The 20,890-nt window shown below is 32.7% G+C and carries 11 protein-coding genes; 2 read left to right on the forward strand and 9 right to left on the reverse strand.

What is annotated here, in order from left to right; all coding sequences use genetic code 11:
- Positions 1-141: 141 nt before the first annotated feature.
- Positions 142-987, reverse strand: a complete 846-nt coding sequence (locus JK636_RS02440; protein ID WP_202747240.1) for an AraC family transcriptional regulator — start codon at positions 985-987, stop codon at positions 142-144.
- 344 nt (positions 988-1,331) lie between these two features.
- Here JK636_RS02440 and JK636_RS02445 point away from each other — a divergent pair, with 344 nt between their 5' ends.
- Positions 1,332-4,133 carry a glycoside hydrolase family 2 TIM barrel-domain containing protein gene (locus JK636_RS02445; protein WP_202747241.1) on the forward strand — a complete coding sequence of 934 codons (2,802 nt, stop codon included), beginning with the start codon at positions 1,332-1,334 and terminating at the stop codon, positions 4,131-4,133.
- A 321-nt stretch (positions 4,134-4,454) separates the two neighbouring features.
- On the opposite strand, the gene JK636_RS02450 is transcribed toward JK636_RS02445, so the two are convergent.
- The 8 genes from JK636_RS02450 to JK636_RS02485 all read right to left on the reverse strand — a co-directional run bounded on the left by JK636_RS02450 (position 4,455) and on the right by JK636_RS02485 (position 18,191).
- Positions 4,455-5,957, reverse strand: coding sequence for a GH39 family glycosyl hydrolase (locus JK636_RS02450; RefSeq protein WP_202747242.1), 1,503 nt, complete (start codon positions 5,955-5,957; stop codon positions 4,455-4,457).
- 11 nt (positions 5,958-5,968) lie between these two features.
- Positions 5,969-8,269: a YyaL domain-containing protein gene (locus tag JK636_RS02455; protein ID WP_202747243.1), complete on the reverse strand. Its 2,301-nt coding sequence runs from the start codon at positions 8,267-8,269 to the stop codon at positions 5,969-5,971.
- Positions 8,270-8,281: 12 nt separating this feature from the next.
- Positions 8,282-10,675, reverse strand: a complete 2,394-nt coding sequence (locus JK636_RS02460) for a glycoside hydrolase family 38 N-terminal domain-containing protein (RefSeq protein ID WP_202747244.1) — start codon at positions 10,673-10,675, stop codon at positions 8,282-8,284.
- 88 nt (positions 10,676-10,763) lie between these two features.
- Positions 10,764-12,944 carry a 1,3-beta-galactosyl-N-acetylhexosamine phosphorylase gene (gene gnpA, locus JK636_RS02465; protein ID WP_274601581.1) on the reverse strand — a complete coding sequence of 727 codons (2,181 nt, stop codon included), beginning with the start codon at positions 12,942-12,944 and terminating at the stop codon, positions 10,764-10,766.
- A gap of 347 nt (positions 12,945-13,291) precedes the next feature.
- A complete protein-coding gene (locus JK636_RS02470; protein ID WP_202747246.1) occupies positions 13,292-14,569 on the reverse strand; it encodes a Gfo/Idh/MocA family protein in 1,278 nt (425 codons plus the stop codon).
- Between the two features lie 136 nt (positions 14,570-14,705).
- Positions 14,706-16,247 (reverse strand): ABC transporter substrate-binding protein, encoded by a 1,542-nt coding sequence (locus tag JK636_RS02475; protein WP_202747247.1) that lies wholly within the window; start codon positions 16,245-16,247, stop codon positions 14,706-14,708.
- Between the two features lie 57 nt (positions 16,248-16,304).
- On the reverse strand, positions 16,305-17,192 hold the full coding sequence (locus tag JK636_RS02480; RefSeq protein ID WP_202747248.1) for a carbohydrate ABC transporter permease: 888 nt from the start codon (positions 17,190-17,192) through the stop codon (positions 16,305-16,307).
- Between the two features lie 12 nt (positions 17,193-17,204).
- Positions 17,205-18,191, reverse strand: a complete 987-nt coding sequence (locus tag JK636_RS02485; protein WP_202747249.1) for an ABC transporter permease — start codon at positions 18,189-18,191, stop codon at positions 17,205-17,207.
- Between the two features lie 310 nt (positions 18,192-18,501).
- Between JK636_RS02485 and JK636_RS02490 the strand changes: the two genes are divergently transcribed.
- The gene (locus tag JK636_RS02490; protein ID WP_202747250.1) at positions 18,502-20,877 is read left to right on the forward strand and encodes an AraC family transcriptional regulator; all 2,376 of its coding nucleotides are present in this window, start codon (positions 18,502-18,504) and stop codon (positions 20,875-20,877) included.
- Positions 20,878-20,890: the final 13 nt, after the last annotated feature.

The following is a 20,890-nucleotide window of genomic DNA, read 5'->3' on the forward strand; positions in this document are numbered from 1 at the left end:
ATTCTATATATCAATTTTTCGAAGACTGTGTAAGCTTGCATCTAACTATAACAACAAATGTATATGTACAAATTAAATGGACTGAGCCCTGTTCAATACAGGATTCAGTCCTCTAGCGTTGTTAATAAAATTATATGCTTCCTATTTTCTGAGCATACAATAATCTGTAGGTGCTATTCCAACATTTTTCTTAAATATTCTACTAAAATATAAGGGATTATCATATCCAATTATATTTGCTACTTCACTTACAGTAAAAGATTTACTGTTTAATAAACTTTTAGCCTTATCCATTCTTATATTAATAATATATTGTGCAGGCGTAGTTCCAGTGTAATTTTTAAAGCTGCGTATAAACCAGCAGCAACTTATATTGCATCTGTCTGCATATTCTTTTATATTGATAGATTTATTAAAATCTTCGTTAAAATAATCAATAGCAGCTTCTAAAATTTTATTTTGTTTATGGAAATCAGAGCCAGATTCTATTAGGTATCTGCCGATCAAGGTCATTAATTCTTTTGTAAACAGATTGCATATTTGGAAATAATTCATTCGAGTTAGTTGCAATTCCTTAATTATCTTATCAAAAATTAATGTTAGAGAATTATTTATTCCTATAAAAAAAATATTGCCATTAGATAAATTATTTTCTTCTAATATCTTTATTACATCAAATCCGGAAAAATGAATCCAATAAACAATGGGACAATCTTCAATATTGTAGTAATAGTTTTGATCCTCACCCGGATAATAAATAATTACAGCGCCTTCCTTTGCCACCTGTTCTTTTCCATTAATACAAAAATTAGCACTTCCTTTTGCTATGTATAGTAACTGAAAATCATCTCTACCATCAGGTCTAAAGGTTTTAACCTCTTTTAGATTGATAAGTTCATATCTTCCACAACTATTGATTGCTATATCATTTTGTGTATTCACCAAGTTTCCATCATCTTTTATAAAATAGGCAGATACTATTTTCATAATTATATATTTCTCCTTTCACTGGAAACACTAGGCAGCCTGAGCTTGTTCGCTCCCCTTCAGGCACTGGGTAACTTAAGATGTTCGCTTCCGCTCACAAGTTACCCGTAAAAATTCATATAGAACTTTTACCTCACAGGCTGCCCGTTAAAGCCCATTTAGGGCTTTAACCTTTATATCTAAATAAAAAATGCTAAATACCATTTTAATTATTATCTATAATCTTAAGCAAGTTGTCCAGAAGTTTATATCATTTTGTGCATATTTTAGTCAATTTAATGTATTAAAAAAAAATAGTACAGTAGTAGTATTATAATTAATAAAATTATTTGAGGAGTGAAAAAATGAGAAGTTACGAAAATTTAAATTTAATTTCAGAAAATAGAGAACCTCAAAGGTCCTACTATATTCCCTATGATACCTTGGAAAAAGCCATTGAGGGGAATAAATACGATTCAAAATATTATAAACTGTTAAATGGTCAGTGGGATTTTGCTTATTTTGAAAGAGATATCGATGTACCAGATATAATCACTAAATGGGACAAGATTCCTGTTCCTTCTAACTGGCAGATGCATGGATATGATAAACCTTATTATACCAATGTTAATTATCCTTATCCCGTTGACCCGCCATATGTACCGGATGATAATCCCTGCGGAGTATACGCTGTAGATTTTAACCTTGATACCCAATGGATAAATAGAGATACTTATATTGTATTTGAAGGTGTGAATTCTTGTTTTTATCTATATGTAAACGATAAATATGTGGGTCACAGTCAAGGTTCCCATCTGCAAAGTGAATTTAATATTTCTCAATTTGTAAATGAAGGCAATAATAAGTTGACAGTTAAGGTGTTAAAATGGTGTGCTGGTAGTTATTTGGAAGATCAGGATTTTTTCCGTTTGTCGGGAATCTTCAGAGATGTATATCTGCTTTCCAGGGATAAAGAAAGCGCAAGGGATATTGAAATTACTGTAACCAATAAGAATATATTTGTTTCTGAAAAAGATTTTGTTATTTATGATGGTAAAAATAAAATAACTTCTTTAGATAACCCTATTTTGTGGAATGCAGAAAAACCTCATTTATATACAGTTATAGTAAAGAGCTGTAGTGAATATATTCCTTTTAAAGTAGGTATGCGAGAAATAGGTGTATCTGGAAAAGGCGAACTGCTTATCAATGGTATTTCAGTAAAATTGAAGGGAATTAATAGGCATGATACCCATCCAAACTTAGGTCACTATACACCTTATGAGCACATGAGAGCTGAGCTTCTAAAAATGAAAGAATTGAATATAAACTGTATTAGAACTTCCCACTATCCACCAACTCCAGAATTTTTTAATTTATGCGATGAATTGGGATTTTATGTAGTAGATGAGACAGATATTGAAATTCATGGCTTTACATCAAGAAACACAGGCTATGAATATGATATTGATAATGAAGATTGGATATGCGGACAAAAGCAATGGAAAAATGCTTTTCTGGAAAGAGTTCAGAGAATGGTGGAAAGAGACAAAAACCATCCTTGTATTATAATGTGGTCTATGGGGAATGAAAGTGGCTATGGCAGCAATCATGATGAAATGATCGCTTGGACCAAAAACAGAGACAAATCAAGACTTGCACATTATGAAGGATCAGGTTTAATAAATGATAAATGTGGTGTTGATGTAGTATCAAGAATGTATACCGGCATTGAAGATATGGAAAAATTTGCTAAAAATAATGATATGAGACCATTCTTCTTATGTGAGTATTCTCATTCCATGGGAAATGGCCCAGGTGACGTATGGGATTACTGGCAGAAAATATACCAATATCCTAAATTGATAGGCGGCTGTGTATGGGAATGGGCTGATCATACCGTTGAAGTGGATGGAGTATATAAATATGGCGGCGACTTTGGAGAGGCAACCCACGACCATAACTTCTGTTGTGATGGACTGGTTTTTGCTGATAGAAGCTTTAAAGCTGGTTCTTTAGAAGTAAAAGCTGCTTATCAATATATAAAAACATGCATTGAAGGCAATAAGCTAACAGTAAAAAATCTTTATGATTTTACAAATTTAAAGGAATATACATTGCTTTGGAAGATTGTCTGTGACGGAGATGTTATTAAAAGTGGAAATTTAGTTTGTGATATTGAACCTCATGAGACAAAAGTATATGAGCTTGATTTTATCTTGCCAGAAAGCTGTAAGCTAGGATGTTATCTCGATATAAGCCTGCTCGGAAAATATGAGGTTGCTATGGAGCAGCATGCTTTAGATGTGAATATTCAAAGTCAGGAAAATTATTCAGCAGGTGAACTGCAGTTTATTGATGAAAAAGAAAGCATAAAAATAATTGGCACAAACTTTTTGTATACATTTAACAAGCATTATGGAAATTTTGAGAGTATAGTGATAGATGGCGAAGAAAAACTAGCAGCTATAACAAAATTGACTGTCTGGCGTGCTCCCACAGATAACGATAGAAATGTAAAACATCAGTGGTGCGGGCAAAATTTCAATAAAATGTTTTCTAAAGTGTACGATTGCAGACTTGAAGGCAATAGAATTATAGTAGAGGGTAGTCTTGCTGGAATTTCACGTTCACCTTTTCTAAGATTTAATAATATATTCACTATTTTATCAAATGGAGAAATCCAGGTTGAATTTGAAGGAAAAGTAAAGGAAGACTGTGTCTACTTACCACGATTAGGTTTCGAATTTCAGATTCCAAAGAAAAATAAAAGGTTTAAATATTTTGGAATGGGACCTTCTGAAAACTATATAGATATGTGTCATCATTCAAAAATAGGCATGTATGAGAGTAGTGCTAAAGAAGAATATGTACCATACATTGTTCCACAGGAGCACGGAAATCATATAAAAACAAAAATTATTGAAATTGTAGGCTTGAAGTTTTCAACAAATAAGGAATTTGAATTTAATGTATCAAATTATGCTTCAGAAATGCTTACAAAAGCTATGCATACAAATGAGCTAAAAGAAAATGAAAACACTATATTGCGTATAGATTACAAAAACTCAGGTATTGGTTCAAATAGCTGTGGTCCGGAGCTTTTAGAACAATATAGACTTAAGGAAAAGTATATAAGTTTTAAATTTTCTATTAGCAAATTGTAGTTAAACTGTTTTTGAAGTGATTTATAAGTAGCCATACTTCCTCTGCATCCAACTCTATTTGAATTTATTGTGCTACCTCTTTAAATGCTTTAGAAAAATCAGCTGATTCTTGTAGCCTACGGAATGTGATATATCACCTATAGAAAGGGCTTGGTTTTCTATCAGCTCAATGGCCTTTTCCATTCTAAACGGAATAATATATTCTTGGGGCTATATGGTAATATATTATTTAAATTGCAACCTATTATAAGATTTTGATTTGCTCATTGATAACATAAGCGGTAAATAACAGATAAAGTACTTAGTTATTTACCGCTTATGTTAAAGCTGTTTATGAAGTTCAATTAGGAAAACATCATGTGGCTTTAATAAAAACTGTCTGTTGAAAGCTTTCGCATTTTTAATATACTTTATTGAGCCCTTAGGTCCATTATTTTTCTTTAAAATCTCCAATTCCTCACTAGTAGGACTAGCTGGCGCTCCATTATTACGCCAGATATCAAATATAGATCCATTTTCTCTTCCAAATGCGTAGCTTATCACCCTGTAATCACCCTCAAGTCCATCTACGGATATCTCCACAGAGATATTTTTTTCTTTAAATATTGAATACCGTTCATACTGAGTTAAGCCAGTTGTGTCACCAGTTGCAAAAGTTTCTTCATAATGACAGTAATTCCATATAAGTATTTGTATTTTATTCTCTTTTCTGGTTACAAAATAATTGTCTCCCCAGGTCAGCCTTTCATCACCTAATTTAGATAAAAACCAATATCCATAATATGAGGGCTTTTTTAAGCCTTGAAAATTAATTAAACCAAAACCACCATGAAATATTGTAGATCCAGCGGCATTCTCCTCAAAAATATCTGTAAAGGTCCAAAAGCCTAATGAGTCTACAAGACCAATGTTTTTTAAATTATTTTGTATAATAAAAGGCGCCATAAAAGCAGTATCATGTACCAAATCTCTAGGACTTGGAGATGAGTTCCACTCAGTAAGATGAATTTCTGCATTTTTATAAGATGATTTTTCAAGTCGTTCTTTCAACCAGCTTAAGTCTGTACGTAAGCTATTCTCATCTCTATACGCTGTAACACAATTTCCCTCTGTATCTAATGGCCAGCTGTTGGGATATGGATGGGTTGATATAAAATCAACGGTCACATTGTTTTTGTCGCAGTAAGTTATAAAATTATCAACAATATCAGAAAACCCATCAGTGGCATGACCAGGAGCTGCTGGCCCCCCTACCTTTATGTTATTATTTATGGATTTAATTGCATTAACTGTATATTCATACATTTTGCAATACTCTTCTAAGGTAGAAGCCCAAAAATTATCGTTGGGTTCATTCCAAACTTCAAAATACCATTTTAAAACTTCAGATATTCCATATCTATTTATAAAGTGTTTCACTAATTCCTTTATTAGATTTATCCACTTATCGTAATCTTTTGGAGGAGTTATATTTCCCTTCCACCAAAACTGATACTTTTCACCAGATGCCAAATCGTAAGGCATAAACCCTAATTCTACAATTGGACGAATTTTATTTTCAAGCAAGAAATCAAAGAGTTCATCAACATATTGCCAGTTATATATTGGGTTTCCGTCCTTATTCTCACGATAAATCATGATATCCTCATGTAAAAGTCCATGGAACCTTATATATTCAAATCCAATTTCCTTTTGCAGTTCCTTAAATTGATTTCTCCAAGCTTCTCTTAAACCTTCTGCTGCCCGTCCAGCACAAATAACTTTGTGCCAATATGGAGCAAAAACTTCTCCAGTTTGATTTGCATTAAAAGATATTTTTGTCATTTTATCCTCCACTAAAACACTAAGGTTCCACTTGAATACGGCTTAAGAATTATCCTTTGGCAATTAATCATTGCATTCTGTCCCAATACTTTCTCCATATCCCAAGTATTCTCTACCAGCACTTTTACTTCCGCTGAAAATTTAGTAGGGTTCTTTAATTCAACAACTAATCTTTGCTCACTATTTTCAACCACTTTTGCTTCAATATGGTCGATAACACAAACGAATCCAGTGTCTTTCTGAATATATACACCTGGTACTTCCACATAGGTCAGCATATTAGAAACCTCACACCAACATGAACCACCAGGTATAGCACCGATATTTCCCTTCCCTTCCCAATCACTTGTATTAACTCTTTCATTCATCCAGCCGCTAGGTATATACTTACCATTACCACTGGCATCACCATTATACTCATCATTGTCAAAGTACCAAGAAATCCTTAATGGCTTGTCTTCTCTAGACAAATGCTGTGAGATATTATGGGCTATTTCCTGTAAAAGCTCTAAATACAAATAGTTTCCTGTGGCTCTAAACAGCTTAAATAGTGAATCTCCCGACAAAGTACAAATACCTGGCGCAGCATGCTTGTTTTGTACATTTGCCCAAACTGCTCCTGCAGAATGTCTTTCTAACTTTCCAAAAGGAGAACCTTCAGGGAATCTATAGTCATAGGACATGCACCATGTAGCGCACTGGTTAGCTGCAGCTTCTGCCATACTTATCCATTTTTTCTCTCCTGTTGTTTCGTAAAGTACTATATAGGATTCAAGAAGGGCAAAAGCTGCTTCACTATCAGGACACTGGCATATTTCTCCTGGAGCGCCATTTGTAATTCCTATTTTTGTGAAATTATCATAAAAATACTGAGCAGATTCTTTTGCAGCTTTTAAATATATATCATTTTTTAAATATTGACCTGCTAAGGCAAGGGCTGCTGGTGCAATTCCTGCACTGGCAGTTCCACCTATAACAATTTCTTCCTTTTCAATATCAACAAATTGACCGAATTGACCATAATTATTCCACAAGCGAACAAAAGCGTCACAAGCTTTTTTAAGTCCATCCTTCCATGAATCTGAAATTCTGCTTTCAAACCCTTTCCTATCCATCAGCATAAGCTGCTTAGTGATAAAATATACTACGTCAGCATTTTTTCTGAAAAGTACAGTTGACTGGTTCTCTTGATTATTAAACCCATCTCCATAAGGCTTTCCCTCGTAAACAATTCCGTAAAATAGTCCAGAAGGTGCTTGAGCTTTTCTGAAAGCAAAATCTAAATTTTTTATAGACCGTTCTGTTGAAAGTTCATTTCCTTCAAATAACAATGGAAAGGAGTTCATTCCTCCTCCTACCCATCCTGTCTGCCACTGTCCAAATATACAGTCAGCCGTTGACACTCTATAAAACTCAAATTCTTTCTGCCAATTATCCTTGTTATACTTTCTATGTTGTATATCCCAGGCACTTGAGAAAGGTATTTCATTGTGCAATGAAACCTTTCCAGTTAAGTCCTTTCTTATATTAATAAAATATTTAAACAGCTCAAGAATATCAGCACAATCAAAAAAATATAACCTGAACCTTAAAGTAATTTCATCATTTTCATGGAAGTCGTATCCTCTGTCATCAGATATTTTTTTAGTGGTACACATTCCATACTTATAATCTTTTCTAACTGCGGGAGCTGAAAGTGATATTACAGCCTTAGTTCTATCTTCATTTTCCTCTATTGAGATTCCTGAATCTCCTAAGAAAGTCTCCTGATTGCTTAGGAGAAAAAATCCTCTCTTCATACTTGCTGCATGAAAACCTATAGCAGGAGTAGCCATATCACCAGCACGGAGGTCTATCCTTGACATTCCACTACCAATATTCAACCTTGGTACATCGGTTATTGTAATAGGAATATTAACTCCTATATCCTCTTCCTTTGTAAGCATGGGAGGATATGCTTGCTCTACGGATTTAAATCTATTTCCGTTATATACTGCGGCGGGAATCAATACATAGTTTTCTTTTGACCAGTTATCTACGGCAATATTTACAGACATATTTGATTGCTCTAAATGACCTTTTATTAGCTTAAAAGTAATTTCTCCATCTATTGCCTCTTTATTATTGGATACCTCAGTAAACATATAACTAATATTCCAACATGAATCTAAAAAACAAACCTTATGGGTTTCATCCAATTCACATAAAGTGCTTTCATAACACTGTATTGGATGTGAACCATCATATTTTGTTATACTGATGCTTAGACTTGAATTATTCTTCACTAATTTTTCTAAATATAAATTTGACATTTTCCCTTCCTCCTATATCATAAAAGTTACAATACCATAACCTTCATCCTTCATTGTTTTAAAGCTTTTCTCTATATCTGTTGTTCTAATAAGGTCTAGTGTATAATTGAACTCTACGATACCTGATAAATCCATTTTGAAATTTGTTTCCCATGTATTATTCATAATCCAAGAGTAAACATCTCTTTTATTGTTTTCTTCTTTATTATCACAAAGTATTATTGGATGATGTTTTAATTCTCCCATATATATAAGCGGTGCATCTTTTGTTTGAATCAAAATAGTATTTTCTTTTGATTCATAAACCAAACCATTATCTACAAGATAATATTCCATACAAGTACCTGGTATTTGATCAATACCTGGGCGCATAATGGCGTCACTCTTATCTATATATAATGCTGCATCAAGATCATTCAATGTTAATGGAAGATAAATGCTTTCAATATCTGTAGATAACGTTTTAGCTATTTTATATTTAAATTCTAATTTAGGAAGTGTGTTATAAAGTTTGATAACTACAGAGCTAAAATAGGTACCTTTGAGTTCATAAATAAGTTCTATTGTGGTAAATATTTCACCATTATTAATGAGTTTTACTTCTACTAATTGACCTATGTATTTTTTCGAATGAAGCCCTCTTATATTTCTTCCTAAAATTCTTCTTTCTTCATAAACATTTGTTCTAATTTTAGTATTTTCATATATAGGAGTAAAGAATCTAGCATCTCCTTCTTTTAACATTTCTACATTATCTACTTTATTGTAGAAAGATGTTACACCTTTACCTATTTCATAAGCTATTTTGAAATAGTCATTTTCTATTTGGTAAGGTAGTTTATAGCTTTTTGAATCATAGTTGTTCACTATATCCTTTATTCTTTCTGCACCAGCATGAGCTACTCTTAGGTTAGCTGTTTCTATTTTTGCAGCTGCCTGTTCATATATGTATACTTTTTCTTCATTAGCCTCAAAGGTATCTACGAAGCTTATAAGCACACCCCTTGGATGTGAAGATATTTGAGTCTTTATTTCTCGCCCTGTTGTTTCACAAATTACTTTTACTTCTCCCTTGTATTCCCATGCTTCTATATAGAATTCCACAACTTTTTTGCCTTTTTTATCAGATACGTTGATTGCTTTTACTTTACCGTTTAAATTATAATACCTAAGTTTATCTCCCCTGCTATGCATGATACGGTTTAAATTTTTAGCGGAGGCTTCATGTGCTTTAGAGGCATAGCTTGTTTTTCTAATATCTAAGTTTTGCACCATAGTATCATAAGGATTTGTAATGGTAGCTGAATGTCCCCAGGTATGTTCTGCATATAAAAGCAAATTATCTTCTGCTTCTCTCATTAAGGTCTTTTTACTTACCATATTTTGATTATCTAGTTTTTCACATAAATGGTACATTCTTTGAGCGTCTTTATAGTGTTTAACCCCATAAGGTGTACTTCCTACACCATTTGCCCACCAATCATTGAGGTCACCTTTGTAAACAGGTACATCTTTTACCTGGTTTTTAATATTATCATAAAATTCTTGAAGGGTTACCATTTCTAAATGTATTTCATCGCCATAAGCTTCATTAAATGCTGCAATGGTTCTTATAATATCTGTATTTGGTGGTGCATTGTCACAAAATATTCCTGATACACAAGCAGGGATAAAGTTATAGTTATAGCCATTTTCTTCACAGGATGTTAAGTACTTAACTATATTTTCTTTAAGCCTTTCAAGATGGGTTAATGGCTTTGTATTTTTACCAAAGTAATTTTCTGTCATAGGATTAAAATTATCATTATCAATTAAACCAAAGGCATTACCTAAGTTATAATGCTCTCCACTAAATACTAAAAGTCTTTTTCCTTCTTTATTTTCCCAGTAGTAAGGCTTTTGATTTTGATAAAGTGGATACATTCCATGATGTGTATGAATGTTTGTAAATAAGAACTCTATTCCATTATCTAAAAGCACATCAAGGGTTCCTAAAGATATGCCATTAACATCTGCATTCATAGCTGATTTAATATCTATACCTTGTGCTTTAAAGTGCTGAACCATTTCTTTTGTTCTTTTATTAAGCACTTTTTTATCTACTAAGTCGGTAAAATTAAGATAAGTTGCTGATAACCCTATATTGTTTGATTTAATCATTGAATAAAAATCTTGTTTCTCTTCTTCTGTTGCTTCTTCTAAGAATCTTTCTACACAGTAGTAAGTTTCACAGTTCCATTTGAAACTTTTATCAATTGTCCCAACTTTGTGTCCTTCTTTTGCAATATTTACCGCGGTTCTAATATAGTCAATGTGGTTGTAAACTATTCTTTCTTGTAAATCTGTATAACCTATATCTGTATGTGAATGGTGCAATATATAAAAAGTCCATTTTCTGCCTAGCATAATTTAGCTTCTTACCTCCTTATTCCATTAAATATATTCTTCATCATATAGATTTATAAACCTTTTACCCATCTTACCTCTGGTCTCACTATATCTCAAACCATCTGCACTCCATTGGCTCTAGCTTAATATTCATGCTATCATTGTCTCCATAGTAAATTACTGTGTCCTGGCTTTCATAGGAATTATTCAAAACCATAAATTTTCCTGAACTTAAGTATGCATGACATTCAGTATTTATATTTGAGGAATACCATTTTTCCATCTCATTTTCTTTTCCTGCTACCCAATAAATAGCTCTAAGGAGAAGCCTGTTGTTTTCTGGTTCATATTCAAAACCTGAAAAATATGCCGAGCGCCCTTTACCATATGAATTTGCCGCAACCTGAACATAATCTCCGCTCATAGAAAGTATTTTTTCATCCTTTCCATTTCCGTAGACCCATGGTATTTCTTCACCAAAGCTAATTTTATTTGTTGTTACATCCTTCATTATAAAATGCTCTTCAGTACTCAACTGGCCATATCTAGGATAATTAAGGTAATATCCTAACTCTCTCTCCACTCCAAGTATGTCAGATAATTGAAAGTACTTTCCTTGATGCTGACATGCAGTAGGTTCACCTATGCCAATAAATCCTCCGCCATTATGAACAAATTCCCTTATTCTTGAAACTACTGTTTCATCAAGCCAGTTTGCGCCACCGCTCCATGCAGTATTTGCTGCACCTACATTGATTATTACTCCAATATCTTCAGGTATTCCATTTTCTTTTATATCATCAAAGCTTATATACTCAACTTCAAAAGGCATACCGCATAAACTTTCTTCTACCTGTCCACTTGAATATATTGCCTTATAGCCTGAAGCACGGCCTGCACAGCCTGCATACCAGGCACGCAGTTTACCCCAGCAATTTAATACCGCCACCTTGAAAGGTGCGCTGTATGGCTTATCTCCATCTATATTTGAGTAGATTTCTCTAAACTCATCACATATTTTACCTACTCTTTCTACAAACTCTGGGAACTTCAACGCAAGCGATGGATAACCACCATATCCCATCCTGTCCACAGGTTTCCTTGCAATTGCCCTTCTTCCTGCTAGCCAAGAAAAATTAAGCTCCTTTAAAGGATCGCCACCTTCAAAGAATACATCTGGAAAGAAGTAAGGCATAAATCTAGCCTCTGTGTATTTAAGTCCTGGTATCTCTGAAAGCATTCTTATTTGTGCTCCATAGGAAACGGACCCTACTACTGCATCAAGGCCAATCTTCTTGAAATGCTTACCAAAGGGTTCAGTACCAATCCAATTATCTCCTAAAAACATCATAGCTTCTTTTCCATGCCTATGTGCTATATCCGCACACTCTTTTGCTGCAGCAGCCACAAAAGCCTGCTGATAATCCATATAGTCAAGAAAATGCTTTGATGGAATCCTGAAAGGATTGTTGTAATAACCTTCATCAATAATATCTTCTGGTCTTAACTTATAGCCTTTTACCTCTTCGAATTTCTCCATTGCTATAGGACTTATACTGGAACCGTAACCAAACCAGTCAAAAAACTTAGGCATACCAAGTTGGTTATAAATAAGGGTAAAGTGATAGAAAAAAGTAGTGAATCTTACTACATCCGTATCTGGATGCTCATTAAGCCAGTCCTCAAGATATTTAAGCATATTTTTTCTGGTTTCTTCATGGCATATATCACTTGATATCTCATGAGGTCTGTCGCCCCAATTATTTGTAATATGGTTAAACATTTGTGTAGGATCCCAAACCATATATACAAGGAAGCCTACAGTGTAGTTATGATACTTTTTAGTATTACTGATTATTACCTTTCCCGTTGACTTGTCAAACTCCCAACACGAAGGATCAATTATCTCTCCTGTTGTTCGATCTATAACCTCCCACCACTCCTTAGGGTCATGCACAGTATCAATTTGAAACTGCTGATCAAAATATCCTGCCATTATATCTATTTCTAATGTATCTGCTGCAGCAGTATTGTACTCTGACATAAGATATAATTCTTGAGCTTGATCTTTATGCTCAGTTGCCCAAGCTTGATCTCCTCTTGTAGGAAAAAATGTAGAATACACTTTTTCAGCTAACTTTTTTATTTCATCCGGAAGCTTTGTGCCATCACAATCTCTTACTGCATCGCAGCCCCATTTATCATAAAGCATTGCAATTTCTTTATCCATGCCTATTTCAGTAGGCAGCGTAACTTGACCTTTTAACTTTTTACAGTTTCCTTTCAAATAACTCATCCTTTCAAATAATCTTATTTATTATTAAAATAATTGGATAGCCTTATGGTAGCATGATGCCCATATGATAAAAACATTTATAAAATTACATTTCTATAAATGTTAAAGAATGTACACTTCAAAATTAATACTTTTCTTTAAAATATAAATATAATGCAAAAAGTGGTAGTATGATCCCGCTACTCTTTGCATTATGACTATTTTTTATTATAGTATACGAAGTATTTTTTCCTTTTTTTATAATTTAGTTTCTATCAAAACTTCACACTCACTAAGCCCTTGAGATGAAGCTTTCAATGCAATACTTCCTTGCTTTTCTATTCAATGGAATTTACTTTTTACTTTTCTTTTTTAAGTTCATTTATGTAATCTTGAACATTAATTATTTTATTCTCTAATCTAGATCTCTCTGCAGCTAAAGACATTATATGACTTTGAACCGATACACTTGCTGAAGTCACGCCTTCCACTTTTCCTTCATTCCTAACAAGCTCTACAAAGTCTCTCATTATACCTAAATCACCGCCGCCGTGACCATCTGCACTAACGTCTAAATTTATATCTTCCCTTTTTCCAGTTACAAAGCTTCTAACTTCAATCACATTTTTATCCAAGTCACATCTAATTTGTCCTTTTGTACCCATGAGCTTTATTGATCTCCCGCCTTCATATGTAAAGGCACACATAGTAAATACTGCAGTTACTCCATTTTCAAACTCCATATTTACTACTTGGTGATCAACAACATCATTGTCGCAGTGATAAACACATCGTCCATAAGGTCCTTCTTTTAGTGCTTTAAGTAATGCTTCCTCACTCGTATCAATGCTAACAACCTTTCTTATAACATCAGCCTGCCAATTATCTATCCAGTCAATATATATTTTAGGAGCATAGTAAGGACATTCCTTCTCTGCAGGACATCCATCAAGACATCTTAGAGGTGCTCCAGCTGGTGCCTCTTCTTTTTTGAAATGACCTAATGAGCCGAAGGAAGAAATCTTGCTGCAATTTTCTCCAACTAACCATAATATAATATCCATATCATGACAGGATTTTGCCAAAATCATAGGGCTGGATTCTTTTGAATTTCTCCAATTTCCTCTTACAAAACTATGTGCTTGGTGCCAGTAAGCAACATTTTCTATTTGCTGTATTGACATAAGCTTTCCAATTCTTCCATCCTCCAATAATTTTTTAATGGTTCTAAAAAATGGAGTATACCTTAGCACATGACATATTGAGAATACCCTGTTGTATTTTTTTGCGTATTCTCCCATTGAAACACATTCCATTGCATCATAGGACATAGGCTTTTCTAGCAGTACATGATATCCTTTTTCAAGTGCTTTAATTGTAGGCTCATAATGCATCCTGTCCTGGGTACATATTAATATGGCATCAGCCAGCTTAGGCTGTTCCATTAGCTCTTCCCAACTTTCAAAACAATACCTATCCTCAATTTTATGTAACCTTTTAAATTCTTCTCTTCTTTCCTTATCCGGTTCAGCAACTGCAACAAACTGAAGTTCCTCAGGAAACTTAATTGCATATGGAGCGTAAGCTCCCGCACCTCTTTGTCCTGCTCCTAATAAAACTGCTGTAACTTTTTTCATTTAGATCCTCCATCCTATTGCTAAAATATTTTTTCTTAGGTTTTTATTGTTTAAAACAGTATAGTCTCCAATTTAAATGGCCTCTATGTCCTTTTAAATGAAGACTATACATAGTTCATTAATATATTAGAATAAATTATTTACCGTTAACTTTTTTCCAAGTATCTAATTGTGCTTGCTTTTCTGCTAATATTTTATCTAAACCAGCAGTCTTAAGCTTTGCAACTAATTCAGGCTGATACTTGTCTGGATCAACGGAACCTGAGCTAAGTGCATAGTAAAATTCGTCAAGTACACCATTACAATTTGCAACTTCTGTCTTTACTTTATCCATACTAAATACAAATCCTAATGCTGGTGATCCTTTTGCATTCTTATTTAAATCTATCCATATCTTATTACCTTTGTCGTCTTTTTCTACACCTTTTGGCCAGCTCTCATCATAATATGAGTTACCCATATATCCAAACTCCCATGCAGACCAAAGCTGATATCCACCATCTTTAAGAGTTTCAATTCTGTTATCGCCAACCTTATTATAATTCTTGCCCTCTACTCCCCAGCATAGAGTATTGTAAACTTCTTTATCTGTGTTAAGAAGTTCAATAAACTTCATAGCTCTCTCAGGGTTTTTAGAATTAGCTGATATTGCTAAAAGTGATGATGTTGCTTTATCAGTTGTAAGCATTGGTTCTACAAACTTTTGATCGTAAGATTCAACACCTGAAGGTCCAAACATTCTACCTTGGAAAGGCAAACCTAACTTTTCATAATCTGTAGTTCCACTATCAATTTGTGCCCACTGAGTCGCATATTTACCAGCCTTTCTATCAGCCATAGTATCATTTAAGGTTGCTGCATCTTTTCTTATATATCCTTTTTGATACCAATCTCTCATAGTCTTAATATAATTTTTAAACTCTTGTGTATCATATTGATTAACTACCTTAAGGTCCTTATCATTTAAATATATCCATCCTGGAGTTTTAGAATCACCAAGCGCTTCCATACCATACATGGTTGTCCCTGATATAAATGGATCACTCTTCTTAGCATATTCAAAAGGTATTAAATTTGTCCCCTTTTTTACTTGTTCAAGAAGCGGTGTTAAATCGTTCCAACTTTTTGCATTTTTCCAGTCAAATTTGTATTTGTCTGCAATAGGCTTTTGAACAGAATATCCATATCCGGCAGCGTTCTGTTGGAAGTTTGGTACCGCATAGGTTTTCCCATTAACTTGAACTGATTTCCAGAAAGTATCAGGTACTAAAGCTTTAGTCTTAGGAGCATATTTATCAATAAGTGGTGTTAGATCCTTGTATGCTCCTTTTCCAGCATTCTGAAAATAGTTATTTGTCCAAGCAGATGTAAAGCATAAATCAAAGGATTCACCAGCACCAACCATCATGCTCATTTTTTGATCATAAGCGCTCCAATCAACAAGATTAAGCTTAATTGTTGCGTTTATTTTCGGCTTAACTAATTTGTTTAAAGCGTCTTGCACGCCCTGAAGATCCTTTTGAGGTGTGTTTGGAAAATAAAAGCTGAGTTCCACCTCTTTATCAGTGTCTTTTGCATCGCCTGAAGTTTTGCTTGCTGAGTTACACCCTGTCAATAAAGTTGATGACACCATTACGGATGCCATAGCAAGCCCCATAAGTCTTTTAATGCTTTTCATTATTATTCCCCCTAGATTTGTTATATTACTAATCCAGATTTCTCTGGTAATAGTCCGTTACTCTTTTACTGCGCCAATTGTAAGTCCCTTTTCAAAATACTTTTGGATGAAGGGATACGCTATTATTATAGGTGCTATTGCAAGAATACACGTAGCCATTCTAGCTGTTTCATCGGGAAGGTTTGTACCAACCTTTTCAAGCATAGGATTTCCCTGCAGGTAAGCAATATTATTCATAATTGATTGTAGAAGAAACTGAAGATCGTACAATTTATTATTATTGATAAAAAGGGAACATGTCATCCAGTCATTCCAATAGAAAACAGCTACAAATAAACCAATAGTTGCAAATACAGGTTTCGAAATTGGCATAATTATCTTTAAAAATGTATTATACTCACTGGAGCCATCAATTCTTGCTGCTTCTATAATGGAATTTGGTACTCCTTTAAAGAAGTTTTTCATAATTAATACATTAACTGATGACACAAGGTATGGAAAAATTAAAACAATTATCGTATCTTTCATATGCAAATATTTTGTTATCAATATATACCAAGGAAGCATTCCTCCAGAAAATAACAGGCAGAAAAATACGAAAAATGAAAGTCCCTTATTATATTTCACTTCTTTTCTTGAAAGTCCATAAGCTAACATTGATGTTATATATAAATGAATAAATGTTCCTACAACAGTTACTATAGTTGTAATCAAATATGCATTCAAAACTGGAGAATTTCCTGAAAAAATAAATTCATATGCCTTAAAACTGAATACTTGTGGAATAAGATGATATCCATTTTTATAAATCGAATTTTCATTAGACAGAGAAACAGAAAGTACCAACAGTAAAGGTAAAATACAGAATATACAAGCTATAATAAAAACTAAATTTATAATAACATTTGCAATACTAAACTTTTTTCTGCTCTTCAAACTTCTCATATATCTTTCCTCCTAATACAAAGCGCTGTCAGGATCATACTTTTTGGCAAGCCAATTAGTAAGCACTACAAGTACAAATCCAACTATGGACTGATATAAACCAATTGCTGCAGTCATACCTGCATCATTCAATTGTCTTAATGACCTAAAAATATAGGTATCGATTACATCGGTTGTACTATATAATGTTCCTGAATCTTTTGGAAGGTTATAAAACAGTCCCCAGTCTCCCACTCCACCATAGAATATTTTACCTGCTTGTAAAAGGAACATAGTAATTACTATAGGAGCGATTAGTGGTATAGTTATCTTGAATGTTTTCTGAAGGCCAGTTGCTCCATCCATTTCAGCTGCTTCGTAGTAATCAGATGAAATACCTGTAATAGCTGCAAAAAATATTACAGACAGATAACCAACATTTTTCCACATATAAGAAAGCGGTATAATAAATCTCCAGTAAGAAGGCTCCATGTACCATTGAATAGGCTGCAATCCAAAGAACTGAAGAACATGATTTATTAATCCTCTATCCACACTCAAAAATGAAAACAGCAAATATCCAGCTACTACCCATGATATAAGGTAAGGAAAAAGAATTATGCTCTTATATAAAGAAGAAAAAAATTTGTTTCTAATTTCATTGAGCATTATTGCTACCAAAACTGCCAATCCAAGTCCTACAACTATAAATATAATATTGTAAAACAAGGTGTTAAACGTAACAGTAGCTACTGATTGTGATTTGAAAAAGAACTCAAAATTTTTAAAACCTACCCACTTGCTTCCGAATATTCCATCTCTAGGATTGTAGTCTTTAAAAGCGATTACAACACCAAGCATCGGTAAATAGTACATTACTAATATAAATAGAAGTCCCGGAAGCATCATTAAATAAAATGCTTTATTCTTAGAAAGTTCTTTAAATAATCCATGAGGTAAAAGATGATGTGAAAACTTTCTTTTATTTTTGGGTACGTTTACTTTAGCCAAACTATTCATTTTTACTCTATCCTTTCATGTAATGTATTTTGTCATCTAAATCTAAAAATATAGTAGCATGTGCTTTAAATTGAGCAAACAATAAAAACAATATAAATCTTCAAAAACATCAAATATCAATCTACAAATTTAATACTTTTCTCTAAAAATTACATATTACCTTATTGAATTATCCCCTAATACCCATTGAAAACACTTGACTTGCTTCCATTTTAATGCCATATTTGCCTGCCATGTCTTATATTTATTTTTACTTTTTCCCATGATATAATGAATTCAATTAGATTACTAATGGGTTAGGGGGATAATGTTGATAATTAGAAATATATCAAAAAACTTTGGCTTCTATAAAAGATTGTTAATATATTTTTTCATTAGCATATCTGTATTAATATTGCTGATATCGTTTACCCTATATTTTTATTATTCAAATTCAGCTATGAAAATTCTTGAAAGTTCAAACACTAGATATCTCTCTCAAATAAGCTATAGTTCAACATACATGGACAATATGGCAAACAGCTTTTGTAAATCTGTTTATTTAAATAATTATACTAAAGCATTTATGAACAGTGATGCAGAAGACTTAATATCCTTAGGAAATACTAGTCGTACTTTGGATGCATTAACTGTCCCTAACTTATATATACATTCACTTTATATTTACAATAGGAAGCTTGATACCTTTATCTCTACTGATACAGGCGCCTTTTATAAAAGCTCTGATTTTTATGATCAAGAAATTGTAAATATGATAAAAAACGACAAGCAAAACAAAACTTCTGAACTTGTGCCTTTTCCCCGAAAGTGTCCCACTCCTGCAGCCTATCATGAAAAATCTACGGATTTTACTAATACATATACTTATAAAATGCAAGATAACGATGCAAGTTCTGACGAAACACGGGGGGCCATCATTTTAAATATAAATTCAGATTGGCTAAGAAATACAATGTTATCCTTAAATGATGGTTTTACCAGCAAGGACTGTGAGTTATTTGTTATTAATGAAGATGGTTTAGTAATAAACCATTCAAAAAGCGAAGACTTTATGAAAAATATATCCAACGAAGATTACATTAAACATATCTTATCTTCTAAAACACCATCCGGATCATTTATTCAAACTATTAATAGGAAAAAATACATATTTTCCTATGTATCTTCAAGTTCGCTCAAATGGAAATTTATTAGCATGACTCCATATTCATCTGTTTTTTCAAGCATTGATAAACTCAAATTAGTTACTGTCTTATTTTGTATTATGGTTTTAATTTTAGGACTTCTATTTTCCATTATAGCGTCAAAAAGGCTATATTTTCCTATTAATGCTCTTACAAATAATATAAAGAAGAATTTTATTAATTTAAGTGCATCAGAAAATAATATGGATGAGCTAAACTTCATTTCCAACACCTTTATTAAAATATTTGATAAAGCTAATAAGCTGGAAAGTCTCCAAAATAATAATATTGAAAGTTTAAAAAATGATTATTTGAAAAAACTCTTAATTGGAAATGAATCTCTGTCTAAAAGCGATACTTCTAATAAAATAGATGAGCTTGGAATTTCGCTCGATTTTGAAAATGATATTCTTATCTCCATATTGAAGCTTGACCACTATAAAAAATTTATGGAAGAATTCGATGAAAAAGATAGGTCATTATACAAGTATGGAACTTTAAATATAGCCTATGAAATGATATCTAAACGCTATACCTGTGAAGTTGTAGATATGGGCACTGATCACTTTGCCATTATTATAAATATTAATGAAAGTGGGGAAATGACTGAATCTATATATGATAATCTTAAGACTTTAGTTTTGGAAATTCAGGAATATGTAATAAAGTATCTTCATTTATCATTATCTGCTACATTAGGATATATATCACACGAAAAAAATACTATTACTTATGTATATAATAATACTTTAAATATTTCTATGTATAGGTTAAAATACGGACATGCTTCTATTATTACCCCGGCAGTTTTGAAGGATATTCTTACTGATAATTTCAAATTTCCTTCATCCAAAGAAAAAATAATTCTTGATTCTTTAAAGCTTGGTAATATAGAACGTGCGAAAGAAGCGTATTATGATATCATATCAACTATATCAAACTATTCCTATGATAATATTATGGCTTCTATAATATACTTAATTTTTTCAATCTATAATACTACAAATAATTTAATTGAAAATAACCACGGAAGTTTTTCTAATGTTTTTACTAAATTTTTTAGTGAGGTAAGCAGTTACGAAACACTTGATGAAATCAACCAGACATTTATAAACATATTTTCGGAAATTACAAATGCAGAAGATACGATTAAATGCAATAAATCGAATATAATTGCAAAAAATATTATTGATGTTATTAACGAGAATTATCATGACAAAAACCTATGCTTAAACAGTATTTCAGAAAGACTTAATATGTCGTCTGTGTATATTGGCAGGTTATTCAAAGAAATAACAAGAAAGTCAGTTTCAGAATACATACTTAATGTAAGAATGGAGAAAGTCAAATATTTCTTGGATAATACCAATTTGCCAATAAATGAAATTTTAGAAAGGGTAGGTCTGGAAAGATCCAACTATTTCTATACAACCTTCAAAAAATACTTTGGAGTATCATTGACTAATTATAAATTAGAAACATCACAAAAAAAATCAAAATAAAATAAGCGATAAA

Source organism: Clostridium rhizosphaerae (genome assembly GCF_016765585.1).
Lineage (GTDB): Bacteria > Bacillota > Clostridia > Clostridiales > Clostridiaceae > Clostridium_AT > Clostridium_AT rhizosphaerae.